At 66.6% G+C, this 21,270-nt stretch carries 14 protein-coding genes; 6 read left to right on the top strand and 8 right to left on the bottom strand.

Annotated elements, in window-relative coordinates:
• Positions 1–4: 4 nt before the first annotated feature.
• Positions 5–571 carry a hypothetical protein gene (locus DQW85_RS46300; RefSeq protein WP_113705627.1) on the top strand — a complete coding sequence of 189 codons (567 nt, stop codon included), beginning with the start codon at positions 5–7 and terminating at the stop codon, positions 569–571.
• Here the strand turns inward: DQW85_RS46300 and DQW85_RS43745 are convergent, their stop codons facing one another.
• The 8 genes from DQW85_RS43745 to DQW85_RS43780 are packed head-to-tail and all read right to left on the bottom strand — an operon-like array spanning position 572 to position 15,109.
• Positions 572–3,589, bottom strand: coding sequence for a zinc ribbon domain-containing protein (locus DQW85_RS43745; RefSeq protein WP_113705628.1), 3,018 nt, complete (start codon positions 3,587–3,589; stop codon positions 572–574). It abuts the gene before it with no gap.
• Positions 3,586–5,661, bottom strand: coding sequence for an Hsp70 family protein (locus tag DQW85_RS43750; protein ID WP_113705629.1), 2,076 nt, complete (start codon positions 5,659–5,661; stop codon positions 3,586–3,588). The genes DQW85_RS43745 and DQW85_RS43750 overlap by 4 nt, the downstream gene beginning before the upstream one ends.
• Positions 5,662–5,682: 21 nt before the next feature.
• Positions 5,683–7,350 (bottom strand): Hsp70 family protein, encoded by a 1,668-nt coding sequence (locus DQW85_RS43755; RefSeq protein ID WP_162795888.1) that lies wholly within the window; start codon positions 7,348–7,350, stop codon positions 5,683–5,685.
• Entirely contained in the window at positions 7,347–7,943 is a 597-nt protein-coding gene (locus DQW85_RS43760; RefSeq protein WP_113705631.1) for a nucleotide exchange factor GrpE, read from the bottom strand. Before DQW85_RS43760 ends, DQW85_RS43755 begins: the two co-directional genes overlap by 4 nt.
• On the bottom strand, positions 7,940–8,548 hold the full coding sequence (locus tag DQW85_RS43765; RefSeq protein ID WP_205315837.1) for an RES family NAD+ phosphorylase: 609 nt from the start codon (positions 8,546–8,548) through the stop codon (positions 7,940–7,942). Before DQW85_RS43765 ends, DQW85_RS43760 begins: the two co-directional genes overlap by 4 nt.
• A 52-nt stretch (positions 8,549–8,600) precedes the next feature.
• Positions 8,601–9,287 (bottom strand): tunnelling fold family protein, encoded by a 687-nt coding sequence (locus tag DQW85_RS43770; RefSeq protein ID WP_162795890.1) that lies wholly within the window; start codon positions 9,285–9,287, stop codon positions 8,601–8,603.
• A 19-nt stretch (positions 9,288–9,306) separates the two neighbouring features.
• Positions 9,307–10,932, bottom strand: a complete 1,626-nt coding sequence (locus tag DQW85_RS43775; RefSeq protein WP_113705634.1) for an Hsp70 family protein — start codon at positions 10,930–10,932, stop codon at positions 9,307–9,309.
• A gap of 10 nt (positions 10,933–10,942) precedes the next feature.
• Positions 10,943–15,109, bottom strand: coding sequence for a CHAT domain-containing protein (locus DQW85_RS43780; protein ID WP_113705635.1), 4,167 nt, complete (start codon positions 15,107–15,109; stop codon positions 10,943–10,945).
• A gap of 482 nt (positions 15,110–15,591) precedes the next feature.
• On the opposite strand from DQW85_RS43780, the gene DQW85_RS43785 reads away from it, so the two are divergent.
• From DQW85_RS43785 to DQW85_RS45415, 5 genes are all read left to right on the top strand, one after another.
• A complete protein-coding gene (locus DQW85_RS43785) occupies positions 15,592–16,722 on the top strand; it encodes a macro domain-containing protein (protein ID WP_113705636.1) in 1,131 nt (376 codons plus the stop codon).
• An 86-nt stretch (positions 16,723–16,808) separates the two neighbouring features.
• Entirely contained in the window at positions 16,809–17,066 is a 258-nt protein-coding gene (locus tag DQW85_RS45410) for a hypothetical protein (protein ID WP_162795891.1), read from the top strand.
• Positions 17,067–17,798: 732 nt separating this feature from the next.
• Positions 17,799–19,049 (top strand): IS110 family RNA-guided transposase, encoded by a 1,251-nt coding sequence (locus DQW85_RS43790; RefSeq protein ID WP_205315838.1) that lies wholly within the window; start codon positions 17,799–17,801, stop codon positions 19,047–19,049.
• Between the two features lie 556 nt (positions 19,050–19,605).
• Positions 19,606–20,340, top strand: coding sequence for an HAD family hydrolase (locus tag DQW85_RS43795; RefSeq protein WP_113705638.1), 735 nt, complete (start codon positions 19,606–19,608; stop codon positions 20,338–20,340).
• The gene (locus DQW85_RS45415) at positions 20,337–21,011 is read left to right on the top strand and encodes a hypothetical protein (protein WP_162795892.1); all 675 of its coding nucleotides are present in this window, start codon (positions 20,337–20,339) and stop codon (positions 21,009–21,011) included. The genes DQW85_RS43795 and DQW85_RS45415 overlap by 4 nt, the downstream gene beginning before the upstream one ends.
• Positions 21,012–21,270: the final 259 nt, after the last annotated feature.

A 21,270-nucleotide genomic window follows, 5' to 3' on the forward strand; every position in this document is an offset into this window, starting at 1 on the left:
GCGCGTGCGCCGGATCGCCGAGATCCGGGGAGGTAGGAGAGAGCCGGGCAACCTGGTGTTCGGAACCATAGGCTGGCTCTTCGCCGACCTCATGGTGGCCCTCGTCATGGCATTTCTGGTGGCGACCACGGTAGGGGGACAGAAACCGGAGGCACCGCCCCCCGAACCCTCGCCGACTATGACCCCGACCCCGACGCCCAGTCCCACTCCCACTCCCACTCCGACGGTCGAGCCGGGAATCGAGCAGCGCCCGGTCAAAGTGACACTGCGAGGGGTGGACTGGGCCGGCCTGCTGGCGGGAAGCAAGGCCGCGGAGGCCGATCTTCGGCGGAAGATCCAGGCGAAAGAGCAGCTGAAAGACCGTCACGCCGGGCTGGTGCTGGCCTTCGGCGGTGGAGGGGCGCAGGATCGGGACCGTGCCCAGAACATCGCGAGGAAGGCGAACGCGGTCTTCAAGAAGCTCGGCAAACAGAACTTCTCCGTGTTCCACGGGACAGTGTTCGTTCCCTACGTCAATTTCTACAACTCGATGAGTACGGTGAGTCTGGACGTCTATATGTTCAAGCAGTGATCACAGCGGCACGAGCTCCACGGTGGACGCTTCGCCGGGCGAGGCCGTGAACAGCCGGTACCGCAGGCGCTGATCACCGAGTTTCGGCAACGGGACCGTGCTCGTGCCGGTCACGATCAGTGGATCGATGGCCTTGACATGCGTGCCGTCCTCACGGGTCCGCGGTGGGCGGTCGGGCCGGCCGCGCAGCTCCAGGGTAGGAAGCCCGACCGGTTCGGTGGCGATCAGCGTCAGCGTGGGCCGGCGCCCGTTCGCTTGTTCCACCCGATAGTTGACCAGCACCCTGGGCCGTACGATGTGGCCACGCACCCCCGCGGTCATGAAGTCCACCCCGTCCCGCTCGACGACCACGGCGACGACGACGTACATCCCTGTGTCGCCCGGCCCGACCGGGATCAGGCATCCGCCCACGCGCTCCCCGGACACCCGCGTCACCGGCAGCGGCCGGTCGGCGGTGGTCGCATCGAGCAGTTCCCCGCTGGTGCGGTGGCCGACCAGTGCTCGCTCGCCGGCGTCCGGCCAAATCCAGCCGAGCTGGAGCACCGGACCGCCGAACTCCCCTTGGAGCCCGGACACCTCCTCGCGGATCGCGTAACGCCGCAGTTTGCCGACGTACCGCATGCCGTCCGCCTGGAGGACCGGCACGTAGGAGAAGAATCCGCTCGCGACGTCGTAATAGGCGTCGATCACCGGCGGATGCCCTGACAGCTCTGTCCCAGCCGGTCGCAGGATGGCCTCGGGCCCCTGATCTCCCTCGTTCGAGGTTCCCACGCCGTCCTGGCGGAAGATCCGCATTTCGCCCCGCTCCGGCTCGGGGAAGCGGATGCCCACCCTGTGCACGGCAAGCTTGAACTGCGGGGGGGAACTGGTAATGGTCAGGGGACCGGGCGGAGCGAGGGGTCTGCTCGGTATCGCCTGCTCCTTGCCGCCCTCCGACCAGAACGTCCCCAGCCCCTGGATGACGTACGACGCCCGCGCCGTGTACTCGTAGCGCACTCCGTTGGTGACATCCGAGTCGATCAAGAAGGACTCGCCGGTGGTCTCCAGCACGACCGGTGCCTCGGAGGCGCCCATCGTCCGCCGGGAGATCGCGACGCCTTCGGCGTGGGCCGACAGTTCCCACGTGAGCTTAACCTGGCCGTCGCCCGCCTGGCAGCGCAGCTCGGGATCGGGTGTCACCACGACGGATGCGGCCACGCCGGGCGCGGAGTGCGCGCCGGACCGTACCGCGAACACCGCGTAGGTCAGCGGCAGCCCCGCATACTCGTCTGTCGTCCTGTCGCGGCAGGACAAGCCGCCGACCTGGCAAAGGAGTCGCTGGCCGGGAAGCTCCTCCACGGACTCCGGTGCGTCCAGGCCGGTTCGCCTGACCACGATGTACGAGATGCCGGGCTCCGTGGAATGCTCCCACCTGACCAGCACGTCCGTGGTCGAGGTCAGGACCTCAGCGCGGACCGCGCGGGGCGTCTCCAGGGGGATACGCGTGAGCTCGGTCCTGGCCGCCTCGAAATCCTCGCACCGCTGTAGCGCTTCGCGAAGGAACTCGACGCGTCGCCCCAAAGGGGTCTCGGGCCGCAAGGCCGCCTCGTAGAGCTTCCGCGCCTGCCTGACTCTCGCCTCGGCCTGCTGTAAGTGCGTTTCGCGGTCAGGGAAACCTCCAGGAGCCGCCCGCAGCAGGTCACGGACTCCAGCGTATTTCCCGGCCTCCATCAAGACCTTGATCATTTCCTGTGTTTGCTCGATGCTCTGGGAGGTGGCAGCCAATCGCGCCCGGGTGTCACGCAACTTGGCCGCGATCTGATCGTCACGGTCGCGCGGCAGCCGCCAGATGCGCTCAGCCTGCTCCAGCAGCCTTTCGGCGGTCGGCAACCGGCCGCTGTCCAGCGCCTCCATGGCCTGGGCAATGAGGTTGAGCACGGTATCCCGCTGCCCGAGCGGGAAGCCGCACAGGCAGCCGCCGTAGCCGGGCTTGACAGCACCGCACGCGGGACAGGGTTCGCGCAGCTCGAACGCACACATCAGGCATACCTCGCTCGAAGGCTCGTTGAGCTGGGCGCACCTGGGGCACTGCACCAGGTGGCGCAGCCGGTCCTCCGCCTCCGTGGCCGGTAGCTCGATGGCCCAGCCGCGCTTCGCGAGATTCTCCCGCAGAAGCCGCAGCGCGAGATCCACGTCGTCGAAGCCCTTGGTCCTCGCCTTCTCCAGGAAGGCCAGGACCTGACCGCCGCTGACCGCCTTCGCCTCGCGGAGGACCTCCAGCAGCCAAGCGATCAGCTCCTCCAGCCCGGCCAGGCGCATCGACGTGTCGTGACGCTCGCGCAGCTCGTCAGTCGCGAAGACCCTTTTGGCCAGGCCGCTGAGATCTTTGCGCGCCTTGATCGCCGGATCGGTCTTGTTCTTGCGGGACTGCTCCCTCCGGTAGAGCGCGTCGGCGGCCTCGATGAGGAGTTCGCGTGGGCTGTGGGGGGTGATCCTCGAGTCCACCGTCTTGAGGACGTCGTAGAGCGAAAGGGCCTGCGCGTTTCTGAGCTGGTCGCGTATCTGGTCCGTGACGGAGGGATCGAGCCGGGGCGCGGTCTTGTCGTTCCCGGCCGGGCCGACTGTTGCCTTGCTGAGCCGCTTGGCCAGGCCGGGATGGTCGGCTAGGACGTCGGCGAAGCTCTCGCGGAGCGAGTTCACCTCTTGCGGGAGAAGGTGGCCTCGCCGTACGAGGAGATCCAGCCTGTCCTGAAGCTCCTTGCGCCGGGCCGCCAGCAGGGCGATCTTCTCGGCCTTGGCCCGCTTGCGCGCCGCCTCGCGCGCGGCGTCGTCCTCCATGACCTTCTGGATGGCCTTGGATCTGATCAGGTCCAGGTGGCGCCGCGCCGCGGCGGTTGAGGGGAGCGACTGGGGGCCCGAGACCTGCCGGGTCCACCGCCGCTCGGCATCACACAAGGCGCGCTGATAGGCCATCTCGTCCCACGGGGCGTTCGGGTCGAGCTCCAGCAGGGTGAAGAAGTTCGGGAGGTCCCCGGTCATCTCGGGCCCGCCTCCGTGATTTCGCGTGCGATCGTACTGAAGACCTGGCTCAGCGAGCCGAGCTGTGTGAACAGGGCTTGTTCGGTGGAGGAGGCGACGGCGCGCAGGAACTTCTCGTCCGCGTGCCCGAACCCGACGGCGATGATCTCGATTCCCTCCTGGTGGCACAGTCGTGCTCGCTTCGCCGCGTGGTCCTGCCGCTCCCAGACTCCGTCCGCGAGCACGACGCAGAACTTCCTGTGCCGATCGTCGGTCAGCAGCCGCCGGAGGTCGTCGAAGGGATGCGTCGCGTTGCCGTAGCCGGTGGTGCCGACGCTGAGCTTCCGGATCGCTCGTTCTATGCGCGCGGCGTTGCTGGTGGCGTGCAGCGGCACGTCGACCCGGTCGGAGAAGCCGATGAGCCCGACGGCGGTCGTGGTGAGGTCGAGCTGGCTCACGAACGCCTTGGCGGCCTTCTGCGCCTCTTGCAATGGGCTGCCGCTCATGCTGCCCGACAGGTCGAAGGCCAGGTAGACCGTCATGGGAAGCCGCGAGCCGCCGCGTGCGGGAGGCTCCAGGAAGCGGTCGGGCACGTCGGACGGCAACTCCTCCACGTTGACGTCCAGCCGGTCGCCCGTCGTCCGCTCCGTCGCCGTCACCTCGACCAGGGCGCTGTCGTCGTAGGCGTACGTGACGTCGACGACGGCCTGACGCGAGCTCCCGGAGGCTGGGAACCCGGTGACGACATACCGCCCCAGATAGACGCAGTCCTGGACGTCGTCGGACTCGCCCTGGGTGAGGAAGATCTCCATCAGGTCGTCGCCGGAGCCCTTGAGCCAGAACTGGTAGGGCCGGGTGGCCTGCGAGGGGATGCGCTGGTTGCGCGGGAGCAGGACGCTGTTGAGGTATCTGTCTCCTTCGGGGTTCTCGGCGATCAGGCCGAGGCTGTGCGCCACGACGTTGCTGACCTGGCGGGGCGCGCTGAGCCTCAGGAGGGGGGTGACGGAGCCGTCGTCCGGGCCGGGCAGGCGCAGACGCGTCTCCGCCTCCAGCAGGATCGCCGCCTGGGCGGCGGCTCCGAGCGCCACGGCATGGTCGGGGTGGATTCCGCCCATCGGTGGCTTGCCGGACGTGCGCTCGATCCACCGCGTGATCATCGGCATCCTAGTGGAGCCGCCGACCGGCAGCACCCCGTGGATGTCCGCCCAGGTGAGCCTCGCCTCTTCCAGCAGTTTGGAGGTGAGCTGCCCGGTCAGCTCCAGCAGATCCTGGCAGGAAGCCTCGAACGCCTCCCGGGTCACCGCCGCTCGGACCGTACGTCCGCCGATCGTGAGGCGCAGATCCGCCGCCCGGCGCGCTGACAGCGTGCGCTTGAGCCGCTCCGCCTCCACCAGGAGAACGCCGGGATGTGCCGCCAGGAGGTCGGCGTCGTCCGGCGGCAGGACGCGCAGCAGCTCGCCGATCAGGCGGTCGTCCCAGTCCCGGCCACCGAGCTCGTTGTCGCCCTCGGCCGCGATCACCCTGATCTCGTCCGGGCCGACCTCGACCAGGGAGATGTCGAAGGTGCCGCCGCCGAGGTCGTACACGAGCAGACGTCGTACGGCCGGGCCGGGCCGCAGGCCGTAGGCGAGGGCGGCCGCAGTCGGCTCGCTCATCAGCCGCAGGACCTCCAGCCCGGCGAGGTCCCCGGCCGCGAGCGTCGCCGCGCGTTCCGGATGGGTGAAGTATTCCGGCACGGTCACGACCGCGTGCGTGACCGGCCAGCCCAGCCGGGCCTCGGCCTGCGCTTTCAGATGCGCCAGCACCTGCGCCGACAGCTCCGGCGGAGACCAGTCACGTTCGCCGAGCGGCAGCCGGTACGCGGGGTTGCCCATGAACCGCTTGAACAGATGGGCGACCTCCGTCTCGCCGCCCGTCATTCCCGCCTTGGCGTCGCCGCCCACCACGGGACGGCCGTCCGCGTCGAGGGCGACCACGGAGGCCGTCAGCGTCTCCCCCAGCGCGTCGGGGATGATCTCGGGATCCCCGTCCCGGTTGACCCAGGCCACGGCTGAGTACGTGGTCCCCAGGTCGATGCCCACGGCTGTGTCCATGTGATCGCCTTCCAGGACCGCCTACCCGATGACGCGGATGCCCCGCCCATGCTTGACCGCCTGCTCGACCTCTTCGATGGACAGCACGCGATTCGTCTCGATGACCGCTGTCACGGTCTTGCCGCCTTCGGCCATGTCGCGGCCGGTGATGTGCAGGCGCCCCTGGTTGTTGAGCTTGAAGGTGACCTCGATGGGGGAGCCCGCCGGCAGACCCTTCCGCATCTCCAGCATCGCGTTGCCCACCTCTTCGCCCATGGCGAGGTCGGTGACGATGTGATCGCTGGACGTGTTCTCGACGATCTTGAGCTCGATCAGCGCCGCGCCGGCCTCGCGCGTGGAAAAGTGCTTGGTGACGTCGGTGGGCAGCTTCTGCTGCGCCAGGACGAGATTCGAGATGACCTCGATGTCGTCGTCCGTGAAGGCGATTACGCCGAAACTGTGGCTGGCGACGTTCGTCACCTCCATCTCGCTGTACTTCTTGACCGTGTTGAGCCGTAGGTTCATCGATTCGGCCACGGCCTCCTCGGCGGCGTCACGGACGTCCTTCGCCGTGTCCGTGACGTCGACGTCCTCCGGTTTCTGGTCGGTCTGCAGCGCGATCTCGTGCTTGATGCGCTCGTTGATCGCGAGTTTCTGCCCGTAGATCGCAGCGCCCTTGGCCACCGCGAAGTCCGGCTCGAAGGTCTCCACCTCGAACCCGAACTCGCTTAGCAGCCGGGTCTTGACCTGCGGCATCTTCGTGGAGCCGCCGACCAGGAGCACGCGGTCCACCGTGGGGTGCCCGCGCTGCGCGGCCTTCTCGAGCACCGCCTTGGTGAAGGTGATGGTGTTCTCCAGCAGATGCGCGGTGAGTTCCTCGAACGTCTCCCGGGGCAGGGTCACTGCCGTCTGCCTGCCTTCGTGGCTGACCGCGATCCTGGTCTGCGGCAGGTTGCTGAGGGCACGTTTGCCGCTCTCGGCCCGGCCCCAGAGATCCTGCAGGGCGTCGGGTGAGGTCAGGATGTCCTCCGTGGCGTCAGGGTGCTCCTTCTGCCACTGCGCGGCACAGTACCTGACGATCTCCTCGTCCCAGTCCCGGCCGCCGAGCCGGTCGTCGCCGTCGGTGGCGATCACCGTGATGGCACGGTCCTTGATCTCGATGACCGTGATGTCGAAGGTGCCGCCGCCCAGGTCGTAGACGAGCACCGTCTGGTCGCTCTTGTCGTGAGTCCCGTACGCGATCGCGGCGGCCGTGGGCTCGTTGATGATCTCCAGCACTTCGAGGCCGGCGATCAGGCCCGCGGTCGCGGTCGCCTCGCGCTGCGTCATGTCGAAGTACGCCGGGCATGTGATGACCACCTCCCGCGGTCTCGTCCCGTCGAACTGCGCGGCGTCGTCGACGACCTTGCGCAAGATGTAGGAGGAGACCTCCTCGGGTGAGACCTGCCTGCCGAAGAACTCCCTGCGCCAAGGGGTTCCCATCTCCCGCTTGATCATTTCGATGACGTGGTCGGCGTCGAGAACGGCCGTGTTCTTGGCCTCGCGCCCCACGACCCGGGTCTCGGCGTCCTCGAACAGCACCACGGAAGGGGTGATGTTCTCGCCCTCGAAGTTCGACACGACGGTCGGTTTGCCGCTGGCCTCGTCAACGTGCGAGATGCACGTGTAGGTGGTCCCCAGGTCGATTCCGTAAACCCGCTCGCCGCTCATTCGGCAGCTCCTTCTCCGGTGTGCTCTACCAATGGTGTTTCGACATGGCGATAGGCACTCACCCATTCGGGGCGCAACACCTTCCCGTCCCACGCGAAGCCCGGGCGAAGGCGCTGGGCGACCCGCCTGCGCAGGTCCGGGTCCGGGGTGTCGACGGTGCTGACGACTCGCTGGCAGGAGCGGTCCACGGCGTCGCCCTCCACGGTGAACATCTGCACGCCGCTCCTGGTCAGGATCTGCTCGACGGTGTCCCGGAAGAATTTCAGCCGGTCGGCGGTGCCGGCCGGTTCGAGAACCTGGGTCAGGTCGTCGTACAGCGAGATGAGATCGATGAGAACGGGGCGCAGCAGGCTCTGGTGGACATTGTTGCGATGTCGTTCGAGCTCCTCGCTCATCGTCTGGATGAGGCGCTCCCGTCCGTTGTCATAGCGAATCTTGGCGTCGAAGGCCTGGCGCAGCGCTGTCAGCTCCTCCATGACCGTCCCGAGCGTGGGCACTTTGTTTTCGCTCGACGGGGATTCAGTGGAATCCCCGTCCGAAGGAGCGTCTGCCATATGGTTCACCTTGCAGTGGGCAATTGATTCGCTTGTCATTTGGTCGTCCGCCGGCGAGGTTTGCTGACGGAGGCTCTGTAGGGGGCCAGGAACCGGTTGACCCACAGGGCTCCTTCGAGGTCGTCGAGGTCTCGTCCCGCGGCCGGGTCCGCGACGAGGCAGCCGTCGGGGCAGCGGTCCTCGAACAGGACGAGTGCGGGCCGGGCGTACAGCCGTCTGGACGGCCAGATCAGGCCATGCGCCGCCGGTGCCTGCTGCCTGATCCAGCTCGCCCAGCGGCGGGTGGCGTGGTAGTCACTGGGATCCGCCTGGATGAGCCAGGTGTCCTGGGCCACCGCCGCCAGGGCCTCTGCGGAGCACAGGTCCACCAGGGTCAACTCCTGGGTCGTCTCGACGACGCTCGTGCGACGACCGCGCACGCTCGATCGCGGGATCTTCCGATCCCCCTTCTCGTCGTAGGGGATACTCCGCAGCAGTGTTTCGGCCAGCGCAGTCCCGGCCTCCAGGCCGGCATAGAAATACGGATAAGGGTCGCGGTCGGTGCCGTCGAACCGCCCACCGCCGAAGTTGTCGTCGGCCGGCCAGGGGTTGAAGGCGGTCGCATTGTACTGCTGGAAGTGCACCCGCCACAGTCGGCTTCTCACGGGCAGGATGAACACTTGCGGGGTCGCACGGAAGCCGGCCGGAGGCTTGCGGTTAGGCATCTCCCGCCTCCCGCGTCTCTGCGCGTGCCGCCGCCAGAAGCCGTTCGTCGGGCAGCCGCCCGATGAGCCGGGCCGGTGCGTCGCCGAGCCAGCCGTTGTCGCCCAGCCACCAGCCGGCCGCGCCGAAGGGGTCGTCCGCTGCTTCCAGGAGCTGGTTGATCGATCGTACGAGCGGCAGGAGTGAGCCATCACCGGCGAACTGGAAGGCGGGCCAGCGGGGAGAGCCGTCGGCCTCCTCCAGCCGGATCAGGCCGGGGTCCTGGGGATCCTGGCCGTTGGCGGTCAGCTCGTCGGCGCGCAGCGCGGGGGCCGCCAGCAGCATGGACACGGCGGCGCGATCCACCTCATCGGCTGTGGGCGCCGGGTCACCGAGCAGCCGGGCCCGTAACGGATCGGTCAGCCGGAACCAGGCAGTCAGATCCTCCACACGTCGCGCCGGGGTGGGGTCCAACCGGTCCACCGGTCCGCTGAGTGCCTCGACGAACGGGTGGTCGTGCGGCAGTTGCTCACGTAGCCGGTCCGCGAGATCCTCGGCGATCTCTTCGGCGATCACCCAGTCGCCCTCCCTAACGAACTCGTCGACCAGGCTCGACAACCGTGCGAACTCATGGGCCGACAGCCGGTCGTGGATGTCGTCCCACTGCTCGGCCAGCACCGTCAGCGCTCGCCGTAGTCCCATGAATGTCCTCCTCGACCCGTTATGAACTGGTGTCGTGACGCGCCACGAACGTCCTGGCCAGATCGACGGCGCTCCGGTCGAGGCCGCCGATCTGCAGGTCGAACCTGACCTGCCGCCCCGATGCCGGCTCCACCGCGTTCACGGTGAGCAGCCCGGTCTCGCTCAGGAAGAAGGTGATCTCGACCGGCGTGTGCTTCGGGAGCTTGGGCGGCAGGTCGCGCAGCTTGCCGCGCCCGATCAGCTTGTTGTCGGCGAGTTCCTCGGAGCTCTCCTCGCTCGCCTGCTCCCACACCTCGACCTCGATGCCCGGCTGGTTGTCGATCGCCGTGTGGAAGGTCACCGGGCCGGTGTCGGCGGGCAAGGCCGTACCCGCGGGAATCAGGTGCACCACATAGGCGCGCGCCAGCGCCGGATTGGTTGTGGCGAGGGGATCATTGATGTCGAGCACCTTGGTCCCGAAGCCGCGGGGGAGGACCGCGGTCGCCCGCTGGGAGCCGAGCTTCTCCGCCTGCTTCTCGCCGAGGCCCATCCGGGCGGCGAGGCGTACGGCCGGCCGGCTCGCCCTGCCCTGTCCCGCCCCCTGCTCCATCTGCTTGAGCAGGGCGAACATCGCCGCGCCGCGAGCCACGGCGAGATCCGGCTCGTGCCGCCGCGGCGCCTTGCCCACGAGTTTCCCGAGCCGCTCCATGATCGCCGACATCCGGGTCATGCCGCCCACCAGGATGACTTCGTCCACGTCTGGCACGCCCTTGCGGCGCGCCTCGGCGATCGTCTTCTCGGTGCGGGCCAGGGTGCGATCCAGCAGATCGGCGGTGAGCTCCTCCAACTGCCGGCGGTTCAGTTCGACCGGGACCACCGCTCCTCCGAAGGCCAGGCTCCGATGCCGGCTGGTCATGGTGCTGAGCTCCTCCTTGAGCTGCTCGGCCCTGATCGACAGCTCCTTCATGAAGTGGGGGTCGGCAGTGGGGTCGAGCCGGGGATGCTGCCGGGTGAACGTGTCGAGCAGGAAATCCCTGACCCTGGCATCCCAGTCGGCGCCGCCGAGGTCGGGCTCGCCTCCGGTGCAGATCACCTCGACGTGGTCACCGTCCACCCGGACCACCGTGGTGTCGAACGTGCCCCCGCCCAGGTCGTAGACGAGCAGGTGACGGGGGCCCTGGACAGGGGCGCGCTCCCGGTAGGACAGGGCGGCCGCGTTCGGCTCGTCCAGTATGTCCAGCACGTTGAGACCGGCGATCTCGCCTGCCAGAAGGGTGGCCGTTCGTTCGGCCACTCCGAAGGAAGCGGGAACGGTGATCACCACGTCACGTACCGGCTCGCCCAGGTGCCGCTGGGCGGCGGACGTCAGCTCCTTGAGAACAAGCGCGGAGATCGACTCGGGGGTGTAGGTGGTTCCGTGGAAGGTGAACCCGACCCCCTCGAGCCCCATCTGCCGCTTGACGAGCTGCACCGCCAGGTCCGGGGCCAGCAGGGCCGCGTCCTTGGCGGCGCGGCCGATCCACACCTTCTCCCGCTGGTCGAAATAGACGACCGAGGGCGTGGTGAGTTCCCCGATCGCGTTCGGCAGGACCACGGGTCGGCCGCTCTCGTCGACGCAGGCGATGCAGGAGTTGGTGGTGCCGAGATCGATGCCGAACGCAGTCAAAGGAACTCCCTCATCGGCCTTGGTAGGTGAACGCCGCCCAGGAATCGGGCTCGTGGACCGGTGTCTTCTCCAGCAGGGCGACCACGTCGGCCGGAAGATGGCCGGGAACGCGTCGGCGCGGGTCGAGCATCCACAACTGGGCGGCGCGCAACGCGACGATGGGGTCGTCGTAACCAGAGTTCAGGTAGTGGTGGAACATGATCATGAGCATCGAGGTCGGGAAATCGCGCACCGGCCAGCGGGTGCCGACCACCCCGGTCGCGCCCGCGGCCAGGAAGGCCGTCGCCAACGTCAGCGCCTCGTCATGGTGGCGGCTGGTCAGGTCGCTGCCGCAGGCCGCCAGCACGACCAGGCCGCCGGAGACGTCGGCGGGCCGGGAACGCGCCTGGCGCAGGATGCCGGTCATGCCGAGACGCTCGCCGCCGGCCAGGAGGAGGTACGAGTCGACGGGGCGCGGCGTCGCCCGAGCGTGACATCCAAGGTGCAGCAGCGTCGCGCCGCCTGATCGGGGGCCCGGCAGCAGGCTGAGCACGTTCTCTCCGGTGGCGGGCCGACCAGGGGGGACTTCCGCGCCACGACGGCGACCGCCGAGCAGCTCTCCCGTCCGATAGTGCCGGGCATGGTTGTGCTCGATCTCCTTGGCGGCCCAGTACAGATTGCCGCCTCGGACCAGTACCAGCGCCGGGTCCTCGACCCAGCGACGGGGCTGACGCCGGCGGGCGTCGACGAACTGGCGGGCCGAGGCCGCGTAGGAGAGTACCGCGTCCTGGCAGGCGTAGCGCTTGAGACCGCTCCCCACCGTACGCCGGGCCGCATGCCAGGGGATAGCGCCGAGCTCGCCGACAGGGACCAGGATCAGCCGCGGCGTCCGGCTGTGCCCGGACGAACCGCCGGTGACCTCTCTGAGCAGGACTTCCATGACCGCTGTCCACGCCCAGTCACACAGCTCGCCCAGCGCGTGCGCCCATTGGTCGTGGGCGCGCTTCGCCGCGTCCTCGTCCTGCGCCTGCTCGCGATCGTGTTGTGCCTCGACAAAAGCATTCAACCGGCTCGTCTGGACGGTGGTGCCCAGCTTGAGCAACTGGACCTGGCTCACCTGCCCATCAGCGTGGACCACGAGGGCGAGCCCGCCGCGCCAGCCGGGATGGGAGACCAGATAGACCAGCGCCGCGGCCCCCGCTTCGCGCAGCTCCGCGGCGATCTCCTCGACAGTCGCGGCGTTGAACACCCTGCGCTCCGTCTCCGTCCCCTCGATGGCCGCCATGACGCGCTGGCGCAGGTCGCTCGGCGGGCGGAGCTCGGGCATGACCTCCAGCAGCCGCGCGTACCGGCCAGGCGTCCCCTCGGCCTCGTCGGGGACGTCCCAGGGCGCGAGGTCGTCGTCCCGCGACGTCGCCTCCCACTCCGTGGCCAGCAGGTCGTGGTCGCCGTCACGCAGCAGGTCGGGGAGCCCCGTCTCCGTGGTCGCGGCGTGCAGGACCATGGCCCTGCCCCATTCGAGCGCCTCCACGGCCGTCTCGACGAGCCCGGCGGCGACGCACAGCAACGCCATCTCCGCGGCCTCTCCTCTGGCCCGGATAGCGGCGTCGAAGGCACGCTCGGTGCTGGTCTGCAGCATCACGCCCCATGCGCTGGCGCGCACGGAGGCGAGGGCCATCTCACCGACGCGGCGCCGGTCGTCCAGGCGCATGTCGCCCCGGAAGCGATAGGCGGCGGCGAGCTGGCTCAGGTTCAGCGCCGTCCTCCTGCTGGGCGGCTGGTCCTCGTCGGCCCGCCGAGCCTCCTCCATCCTGTCGATGGCGTTACTCAGGTCGGCGCGGTCGCGGGTGATCTCGTACCGCATCACCAGACCGCCCCCGAGCATGGTCAGCAGCCAGGGCCGGAGAGGGCGAAGCTGGTGCGCGGCCAGGTAGGCGTCGCTCACCATGGCGAGCCCTTCGTCAAGTATCCGCACGTCGCGCAGGACGAAGCCGCTGCCCACCTTCGCGTTGCCGGCGATGCCCATCTCGATGGGGTAGTAGGAACTGTCCCGGCTGGTCCTCCCGGCCTTCGCCACCAGCGCGTCGACCGCCTCTGTGAAGCGTCGCGGATCGGAGCGGAGGGCATGCAGGTCCGGACCGTCGAGGCCGGCGAGGTCCCGCACGAGCTCCAGCGCCTGCAGATCCGTTTCGAACAGGCGGCGCAGCCGATCCTCCTCCGGTATCCGCTCGATCCGCTCCCGCATGCTCCCGGTGATCTCGCTCAGCCGGTCGGCGTCATAGAGGGAGTCTTCTCTCGCCAGTGGTATGACGGCGAGCAGCCAATCCATCAGGACGGCGGTCTCGCCCCCCGGCACGTCGCCGGACTCGATCGCCTGCGACACGGTGCGGGCGTAGTAGGCCGCAGCGTCAAGGTGCTCCAGATCGTCTCCCAGCCTGAACCGCTGGGTGAAGACCATCGCCAGCAGCGCCAGGCTCAACGTCCGGATCCGGTGGGCCGGTGGCGCGAGCGCGACGGCTCGCTGGAGCCTTTCGATCAGCTTCTTCAGCTCCGGCACGGTGTCGTTCCCGCCGAGTTCCAGGCAGCAGTCCATGAGGACGAGGAGGAAATGGTGCATCGCCTCGTTCTCGCGATCCGCGGCGGGACGTGCGATCGCGTCGACGAGCAGGTCGCGCACGGTCGTCACGCGATCCGGGGAGTAACTGTCCTCCAGGCCGAGCATCAGCGTGTTCGCCAACCGGACGAGACTGGACGCACGCTCCGGGTGGCCATCGGGCAGCTCCCGCAGAACGCGCTCCAGCAGCTCGAAAGCGGCGTCGCGCTCTTCACGCGAGGCCGGTCTCGCCCTGTCCGGCCTTCCCGCCGTCGCATCGAGCAACTGGCCGAGCATGCCTCGGAGAACAGGGCGCAGGGGGTGGGCGTCGCCGAGCTCGTCGACGAACCGGGTGAACGACCCAGCCACCTTGTCGAGGCTCCCCGAGCCGTCCCGCAGCCTCTGAACCTCACCGAGCAGGCTGGCGAACCCGCGGAACTCCTTACCCGTGACTTCTTCGGGAAGCTTCATGAGATCGGGGAGCATCGACCGTAGCCGGTCCCCTGCCTGGTGCGAGCCCTGCGATCCGACCTCTGCCATCAACCGCAGCGAAGGTAACACGCTGTCGTACGTCGGCCCGGTGACCTGGTCCAGGTGATCGAGCGCGAGCTGCATGGCCTCGGGCGGGGCCGTCTGCACCGTCGCCAGGAAGCGGGCGAAGTTGTCCAGGGACGGCGCCTTCCCGCTCATCCTGAACGCGTCGGGTGCCAGGCCGGTCAGGTGCAGGATCGCGATGTAGACGTGGCAGGCGTCGGCCATGCCGTCGTCGCGGCCGGGCAGTTCGAGACAAGCCTCGAAGTCGGCCAGAGCCGTCTTCTGGTCCTCGGTGCCGCCGCCGAGCGCCGTGAAGCGGAGCGTCCGCATGATGCCCAGCCAGTACCGGACGAGCGGTCGATAGGGGTCGTCGGCTGGCAGGGCGGACCACCCGGCCTCCAGTACGCGCAGGGTGTCAGCCGTGCGTCTGCCCAGCTCGGTCCATGCCTCATGATGCCGCCAGACGGCGTCGCCGAGATGGTCCATCCCGTGACAGAGCTCGGCGGCGAGCACGACCCCGAGCCGGGCGGTCACTTCACCTCTCGCACCGGCATCCGAGGGGGGCAGGAGGGCGAGCGATCGGCGGAACGCGTCGGCGGCCAGGCGGAGGTCCTCCCGCGCACCGCCCGGCGCCAGCCACACCCGCTGCGCGTGAGCGACGCCGAGGACATGGAACAGCAGCGCGAAGTCCCGATCGGGGCCGTCCACCGGTGGTGCGAGGGCGGCCAGGGCGCTCTCCGCGTGTGCGATCGCGGCCTCGGCGTCGCAGAGGCTGCCGGCGGCATCCGCGCGGATGACGAGGAGCCGGGCGACCTCCACGTCGATCCAGGCGGGTTCGGCCCCCGGCGGGGCTGGCGCGTTCCCCGCCGTGCACAGCGACGCGAGGGCCTCGTCGAGGTCCGCCTGGTCGCCGTTCGCTCCGTACCGCCACCCCAACAGGAGTCCGAGTTCGGCGAACACCTCGAAGCGCTGCTCCTCGGGGCATCCATGCAACTCGCGGAGCTTGTCGATGCGCTCGTCGGCACCGGCTCTTTGTTCGGGATCGAACGCGTCCCATGGGTCCGCCGTCATCGTGGCGCCCCCTTATGCCCTCACCACATGCGGATAAGTAGACGCTACTACGCCGCAATCCGCTATTGCTGATGATATGTGAAAAGCCATCGTTTTTGGCCGCATTCGGCCAGCGCTAAGGCTGCAATCGGTCATTGATTGATATATCCCGAAATATGTGTGGAGATTGCGATAAGTGCGGTTAGGGGGCTTCTGGTGCCGATGTCGTGCTTGATCCGATATCGGCCGCCCGGCCGGGTCGGCTGATCGGTGAATCAGCCTGTGGCGCGGCCCCTGTGAGCGCGGATATCTCGACGGGTATGACCTTCTCCTTTCATGATCACTGTCATGACTCGATGGGGCGGCATCCATACCAGCTGCACCGGAGAAGGTGCGCTGGTGAGTTTCACATTGAACATCAGTGCTCCCGTCCTCATGCGAGAAACAGAACCATCGACCTGAAATCAGCCCATTCACGACCACATTGCGCCCACACTGGAGTCATGCAGCCGCCGTCTCACGATCAGCTCACCGCCGACCTCAGGTCACTACGGGAAAAGGGCCTCACCCGGATGCGGGACGCCAGGCTGAGCGCCCTCCACGCCGCGACGGTGCTCTGCGGCACCGTGGGCGAGGACCCGGAAGGACAGGCGCTGATCGAGCCCTATCGTCCCGCGGCCATGGAAGAACTCGTCCGCCGGGCGGTCGCCGAGCTGGGTGGGGGTCATCTGACCGGTGCGGCCGAGTACACCTTCGGACTGGCCTCCGGCACCCGCGACTGGCCGATCGGCGAGCGCAGGAAGAGCGCTGCTTCCGTCTACGGAGTCAGCGTCGAGCGATTCCGCAAGCACCACGAGCAGCTCATCATCAACGAGACCGCCGAGGCGATACTGCGGCTCTGCCTGGCCGCCACGACGGCCAGTACGCCCAGCCCGGCCGGTCTCCGGCGCCCCGCGACACGGGCGCTGGGGCCGGTCATCCTGGACTTCATGCCCGTGGAGTTGATCAATGGGGTCCACATCGTCGTCTCTTCGGAGAACGTGTACCTGGAGGCGTCCAAGATCTTCCGGAACTCCCTGTCAGCCGCGTTGCGGCGGGCGTGTGCCGAGGTCAACGAGGCCGGTGAGATCGTGGACGACGTCATCAGGCGAGAGCTCACCCAATGGCTGCGGGTCAATGGCCGTCTCGGACTCCCGGTCGCGCCCGGCAGCGTCGCCGTGACGGAGGCGGGCCGTCTGCGCCGGTCGGGAGTCCAACGTGTCTATCATGCGGCGGTGGCCACGCCGTGCGCCGACGGGAATCAGTACGAGTTCTCGGTCGAAGCCATGACCCAGGCAGTACGGAACGTGTTCCGCCTGGCCGAGCACGAACGCGCACTCTTCGCGCCACCGCTGCGATCGATCGCCCTGCCGCTCTTCGGGGCTGGACGCGGCGGCCTGGACCCGGCGCAGAGCCTGGACCGGTTATGGAGCGCGATCGAACGGGAGATCGACGCCGACACCCTGAGCGGCTGGGAATTGCACATCATCACGCACGCACCAAGGGACGCTGAAGCCGTCATCCGCCGTTTCGGTCAGGAATCGCCTGCTGATCGCCTCGGAGGTCTGCCGCGCGGCGGACCCGGGGCCCGGTGAGGGCTTAGGCCGGGTTTCTGCGATCTCGCAAGGAAGTCTGCCGAGCCGCACAGTTTGCCGCAGACTTGGCACGAGTAGCGGAACTTATGACGGCCCTCGCCGAGCATCACACCGTCTGCGCTGCCGATCTTCTGGGCCTGGGCGGCTTCGCTGTCAGTGCTATCCGTCCTTACGAAGCTGGCCGTGGAGGCTCGGAGCTAGTGAACAGGGGACTGGGTAAATCGATGTACACCTCGCCGGAGCGCTTCGAGAAGGAGCCGGTGATCAGAAGGTTCGATCCGTCGACGGTCCATGTACTGGTCGGGCAGTGTCCGCTCGCCCCCTCCGGCCAGGTGGCCGTGTGAACTATTCGGCCCACTGGCGGAACGCAGCATCAAGGCCGATAAGCGTTCGGTCAAGGTCAAACAGGGCAAGCTATTGCACGCCGCCGATCTTAAGAGACGAGTGATTTCATAGCGACAGCCGGCCGTCGAACACGGCACTGACTCGAAGAATGCAACCAAGATCATCCCCTGCATGTCCCCAGAACGCTGTCCTACGGCTGCATTCGGGTGCTCGCGGTGACCCATCCAGGGACTGGAAGCAAAAGACCTGCGGCAGGAAAACCGCAGGTCAGAGGCTGAAATGCCTGGTGGAGAAGAGTGCCCCCTGCAGGATTCGAACCTAATGACTGTGTACGACCCCGAGTTTCGCCGACTCGGGCACTCGCCTCAGAAGCGTAGATTCGAATCGGAGCTTGACTCCTGACCGCAGGCCGTGCGAATGGGGCGAGGACCTGGCGGGTGGCGGTCGACCGGGGACCGAGTGAATGCCTGAGTCGATACCGGACCTGGAGTCCTCTGCTAAGGCCGTGCACCTCGGTCTCTCTCAACCGCCACCCGTCAGCCGCTTCTTTTGGTCAAGATCGTGGCGTGAGCCAGCCGCAGGAGACACCGCTCGTATCTACCCGGGCGCTCGAGCCCTTGCGCAGAACGCGGACCTGCGGCGGGCTGGGGCCACGAACTGCTGATCGGATGTCGAGCCGTCGAGCTCTCTCATTAGGGCGTGGCGTGCCCCTGCGCGGCTCACCTGGGCCAATGACCGAATCGAAGGAGGCGCCGGTGACGGTGACATGCGGAATCGACTGGAGCGAAACCCACCACGACGTCGCCCTGGTCGACGAAAGCGGCAAGCTGATGGCCAAACGGCGCATCAGCGACGATGCCCACGGCTGGCGGGCCCTGGTCGAGCTGCTGGCCGAGCACGGCGACCGTCCCGACAACCCGATCCCCGTCGCGATCGAAACCGGGCGTGGTCTGCTGGTGTCCTGCCTGCGAGCAACCGGGCGCACGCTGTATGCGATCAACCCGCTGGCCGTGGCCCGTTACCGCGAACGCCACACCGTCGCCCGCGCCAAGTCCGACCACGCCGACGCCATGACCTTGGCCAACATCCTGCGCGTGGACGCCGACCACCACCGGCCGCTGCCAGCCGACACCGAGCTGGTCCAGGCCATCGCCGTACTGGCCCGGGCGCAACAAGACGCGGTCTGGAACCGTCAGCAACTGGCCAACCAGCTGCGATCCCTGCTGCGCGAATACTTCCCCGCGGCGCTGACGGCCTTCCACGTCAAGAACATCGGCCTGACCTCCCACGAGGCTCGTGCCGTCCTGCAGGCGGCGCCGACGCCCACCGCGGCCGCCAAGCTCACCGCCCGCAGGTTGCACGCCCTGCTGCGCACCTCGGGCCGGCAGCGCAACATCGCCACCTGGACCGACCGGCTGCAGGCGCTGTTTCGTGAAGAACACCTTCGCCAGCTCCCCCTGGTCGAAGAAGCGCTCGGCCGCCAGGCCCAAGCCTTGCTGTTGCAGCTGGACGCGGCATGCCGCGCCGCTGACGATCTCGCCGACGCCACCAACGAGGCCTTCCACCAGCACCCGGACGCGACGGTCATCACCAGCTTCCCGGGCCTGGCCGATCTCACCGGCGCCCGGGTGCTGGCCGAACTCGGCGACGACCGCTCCCGCTTCGCCGATGCCCGCGCGCTGAAGGCCTACGCCGGCGCAGCCCCGATCACCCGCACCTCGGGCAAAAGCCTGGTCGTCCACCACCGCAAGGTGAAGAATCAGCGCCTGGCCGCCGCAGGCTACCTCTGGGCCTTCGCATCCCTACGAGCACCAGGCCCCCGAGCCCACTACGACCAGCGACGCGCCAAAGGCGAGCGACACTCCAGCGCGCTACGCAACACCTTCAACCGTCTGCTCGGCTGCCTTCACCACTGCCTGCAAAAGGGCGTGACCTACAACGAAGATGTCGCCTTCCAACCGCGATCGAAGGCCATGGCTTGACAACTTGGGCAGATCGGATGTCTGCGGCACCCGCTTTAGGAGAGTGGAGTCTACTCTGCCTGTTCAGGCGCCTTGAACTGGGCAAACAGCCCGTGTGGCGCCTGGGTCATGCAAGATCGTCCCCCGCATATCCCCGGCCCCTCGATCGCGAGAGCAATCATATCATCCGGTGGCATAACCCGCCCGACCGAACGTTGGATCCCTGTGACGTCGGGTGACTCTCGCCGCGACCAATCCTTCTGGTTAGATCTCCGGCTCCATACTACGTAGGACGTACCGTGCCTGGAGTGGTTGCCCAGCCGCTATCGCCGTGGCGGTCGTGGTGCAGCAAGTCTGTCTGTTGTCGCTCCGTGGCTGGTGTGCTGAACCTACGGGACAGACTAGTTTGATCAAGGCCTGTAACGAGACCACTGCTGTCCCAGACATAACGGATGCATGACCTGCCAAAAGGATCTCCGCGGCGGTACAACAGCTCCTAGAAGTACGTGTTGATCAGCATAGAGAGGGCTAAGTACTGATCGTGAAAGTGTCAGTGTCAGTGTCTACCCTCCTAGGCATGAGCGAATCCGTGATTGTGTTCGATGGTGATGACACTCTCTGGGCGACCGAGCCGTTGTACGAACATGCGCTCCAGCAGATTGCCGAATATATAGATGGACAGGACATAGATGGCCAAGCCTGGATAGCGGCTCAACGTGAGCGTGACCTGGAGAATATAAAGACCTTTGGCCTTTCAAGGCATCGTTTCCCAACCTCATGCATACAAGCTTTCATTCAGGTTTCTACCATGGCAGGGCGACCGATTAGTGACAATGATAAGAACCTTATTTCGACTCTCGCCAAGCAAGTCTTTCTAACAAAAGCCTCGCTGCTTTCAGGTGCTACCGAGGCTGTCCGGCGAGCAGCCGCCGCTGTTCCAGTCGTTTTGCTGACTGCCGGTGATCCATGGGTGCAGCAGCGCCGCATCGAAGACAGTGGGCTAGGGCGATATTTCACGCTGATTTGCATCGTATCCAAGAAGAGCGAAAACGAGTTCTGCAATGTACTCGCCGCAATGAGTGCTGAAGCCGACCAGTCATGGTCTATTGGCAATAGCTTGCCATCCGACATAAACCCTGCTCTTAGGGTGGGAATGAACGCTGCATGGGTACCAGCTAATGTCTGGGCTTACGAGAATCGAGAGAAGCGATTGGCGTCGGGAAGAAGTGTACGTGTTGAGTCAATAGTGGATGCTGTATCAACAGCCCTTTCATTGATGAGGCCGATGTCAACAGTTAGGAGGGATACATGAATCAAGCTGCACAAGGAGGATCAAACCCGCAGTACTCGCGTATTGACGACCACAAGGTGGGCGTCACCTTTATTGACGTCTTGTTTGCTCTGGTTGTGGGTCGAATGATGGAAAGTGCGACGGATGCGGAACAGTTGCCGAGTTCTGCCGTTGCGCATCTGATCCTTGCCGCGACGGTGACGCTACTCAGTTGGGTTGGTTATCACAACAGCGTCTACCGGCCGCAATACGAAATCAAAGTATTCAACTACCCATTCTGGCAGTTTGTAATAGATGTGCTTTTGGTGGGACTATACTGGCTTATGGCTACTACGGCCGAATATAAGCCGCAAGGTGATCCCTGGAATGGTCCTCATAGTGCAGAGCCTGAAGCGCTCACGGTGTTTGCCATTTTTGCCCTTTATGTGATATGGGATGAAATTGGCCGTCGAATTAGCAATAATCCTGCATATAAGGATGATACTGACACTCCTGATCGCATTAGGCGAAGGCATGTGACTTGGTTTTTTGCCATAGCGGTGATGGGATCGCTAATTGTAGTGCTCTTGATGCGACCTAAAACTGAAACTGCGATAATTCTTACTGATGTTGCACTCGTAGTAATAGTAATCCTCTATAGGGTCGCTAAAGACTGGCCTAAGGCTAAACCTTCGTGGCTTCGGAGAACCTAGTGCGGCAGCCGCTGATCCGTTAGTTGAGCTGGGCGCAAGCGACTGCTCCGATGTGGCTGTTCTTTGCTGTAGGTCGGGAAGGCCGGAGGAGATCCATCTAATTCGGTCACAGGGTACGCAGCGGCCCCGCAGTGGCACGAATGGCTGCTTGGATCCCTGTCGACGTGGTCGTGAGCGATGGAAACCTGCGGGAACATCGGTCCGTGTTAGCGCTCTGAGCGCGCGCACACGTTCTTCGTCGATGACTGCGGTGAGTTCC

Source organism: Nonomuraea lactucae (genome assembly GCF_003313395.1).
Taxonomy (GTDB): Bacteria; Actinomycetota; Actinomycetes; order Streptosporangiales; family Streptosporangiaceae; genus Nonomuraea; species Nonomuraea lactucae.